This window comes from Actinomycetospora sp. 2LY8.5 (genome assembly GCF_057180585.1).
Map to the genome: position 1 here is coordinate 1 of NZ_JBXUHE010000096.1, position 2,262 is coordinate 2,262.

The 2,262-nt window shown below is 68.5% G+C and carries 3 protein-coding genes; all 3 read right to left on the reverse strand.

Going from position 1 to position 2,262, the window contains the following annotated elements; translation table 11 throughout:
* Window positions 1–66 precede the first annotated feature (66 nt).
* Window positions 67–1,131 carry an aldehyde dehydrogenase family protein gene (locus tag AC2A1K_RS35535; RefSeq protein ID WP_483901060.1) on the reverse strand — a complete coding sequence of 355 codons (1,065 nt, stop codon included), beginning with the start codon at window positions 1,129–1,131 and terminating at the stop codon, window positions 67–69.
* 25 nt (window positions 1,132–1,156) lie between these two features.
* Window positions 1,157–1,969 carry an SDR family oxidoreductase gene (locus AC2A1K_RS35540; protein ID WP_483901061.1) on the reverse strand — a complete coding sequence of 271 codons (813 nt, stop codon included), beginning with the start codon at window positions 1,967–1,969 and terminating at the stop codon, window positions 1,157–1,159.
* A 4-nt stretch (window positions 1,970–1,973) separates the two neighbouring features.
* A partial coding sequence (locus tag AC2A1K_RS35545; protein WP_483901062.1) for a hypothetical protein occupies window positions 1,974–2,262 on the reverse strand: 289 nt, incomplete at its 5' end.

A 2,262-nucleotide genomic window follows, 5' to 3' on the forward strand; every position in this document is an offset into this window, starting at 1 on the left:
CTGCCCACCTGGGGCCTCCCTCCGAAGTGTCCAAGCACCACGAAGAGTGAGGCCCCAGGCCCATGATCAGGCCGAGGGTGAAGATCGTGTCCCGGTCAGCCCTCCACGCTCAATGACGAAGAGCCGGATGTACTGGCGCACCCGGTGGTGCTGCGATGCGTTGGCCACTGGCCCGAGCGTCGTCGTTGGGTTGTACGGATCCCCGCAGACAAACGACTCGGCCTTGGCCGCGGCGAGCCGCTCGGCTTCTGCCAACCGCTCCCGGGAAACGAGCATCCGGCTCAGGCCGCCGCACACCTGTCCGGCGTTGCGATAGGCGTCCTCCACACCGTTCGTTACCGCGGTGGGGAGGTCGCCGTCGGCGAGCACGATGTTCGCCGACTTCCCGCCGAGCTCCAGCGCCACCTTCTTGATGTTGCGCGATGCCAGCTCCATCACCCGGCGTCCGGCGCGAACCGATCCGGTCAACGAGATCATTTCGACGTCCGGATGTTCGACGATCGCCTCACCGACGACCGGACCGGTACCCGACACGAGGTTGAGCACACCGTCAGGTAGCCCGGCCTCGGCCGCGATCTCAGCGAGGATGAACGAGGTCAGCGGCGCGACCTCGGTGCCCTTCAGCACGACGGTGAAGCCCGCCGCGATCGCCGCGCCGACCTTCATGCAGATCAGGTGCATCGGCGAGTTCCACGGGCTGATCGCCCCGACCACCCCGGCGGCGGCCCGCACGACGATCGTGGATTTTCCGACCGGCTCCGCCCACCGGATGTCGTCCAGTACGTCGGCGAACGTGTTTAGGTCGTCTACACACACCCCCGCGTGGGAGCGGACGGCGATGTGGCGCGGTAACCCGATCTCCGCGACGATAGTGTCGGTGATCTCGTCGAGACGACTCTCGACGCCGGACGCCATCCGTCGGAGAACCGCCTTCCGCTGTTCGAGCGGCGACTGCGACCACGACGGGAAAGCGGCTCTCGCGGCACTCGCGGCACTGTCGACGTCATCGGCCGTCCCAGCCGGGACGCGGGCGATTACCTCCTCGGTGACCGGGTTGACAACGTCGATGGTCTCGCTCCCTCTTGAGGGAACCCATTTCCCGTCAATGAAGATGCTGTCGCGCTCGATCATCCGGTGTCTCCTCGCTGTTCTGTGGTTACGAGCGGCCGGCCGCCGGCAGCCGGCCGCCGTCGACGGTCAGAGTCGTGCCGTTGATGTAGGACGCCGCGCGGCTGACTAGAAAGACAGCGCCCCACGCGATGTCGGAGACTCGGCCCACCCGCCCAAGCGGGACCGCGTGGGCCATCCGCTCGAGCTCCTCGTGCCGTGTGCCCGTCGCCGCGGTGACCCCGTCGGTCGGCGTGTGCCCCGGGGCCAGGGCGTTCACGCGGATCCCTTGTGGGCCCCACTCCACCGCGAGGGTCTTGGTCAGCGAATCCACTCCCGCCTTGCCGACCCCTCCGTGGACGCGCCCCGGGTTCCCGGTGACGGGCGAGGTGCTGGTGATATTGAGGATCGCGCCGCCCGTACCGCGTTCGATCAGCCTCCGCCCGACCTCTTGGCACATGTAGAACGTCCCGAAGGCGTCGGTCTCGACAACGGCACGGAATCCGTTGGGAGTCAGGTCCTTGGCAGCGACGCGGAAGGTCGCGCCCGCGTTGTTCACCAGGATGTCCACGCCGCCGAAGGCCGACTCGGCCTCCTCGACCGCGGGGCGCACCGCTTTGTGGTCGCGGACGTCGCAGACGACGGCGTGCGCTGCGCCGCCCCGGCGGCAGATCGCAGCAGCTGCGTCCTCCAACGGCCCCCGTCGGCGACCGGCCACGACGACGCTGGCGCCGCAGGCGGCGAGCCCGTCGGCGATCCCACGGCCCAGGCCGCTGCCTCCTCCAGTGACTAGCGCCGTCGAGCCAGCGAGCAGGTCGGGCACGAACGGGGATTCCCCGACGATCGCCGTACCATCGGCCACCACGTCACCCACCGGCCTGAAAGACCGGGGCTCCGCTGCAAGATCCGATGTCGACAACGAGGTCGGTGACATCGCAGAGAGCCGTCCGCCGACAGCTCATGATCTCCCGATCGTCACTGTCCAGCAATCGGTCGTCGAAGTGCACAATCCCGCGCTCCGGGCGGCAAGGGCGTGTCTGATGGATCTTGGTCGTGGGATGGGCCAGGATGCGAGTCGTGGCAGCTGACCGGACGGTGATCTCGGACGCGGCGTGGGCACGGTTGGAGCCGCTGCTGCCCGACCGGACCCCGCGT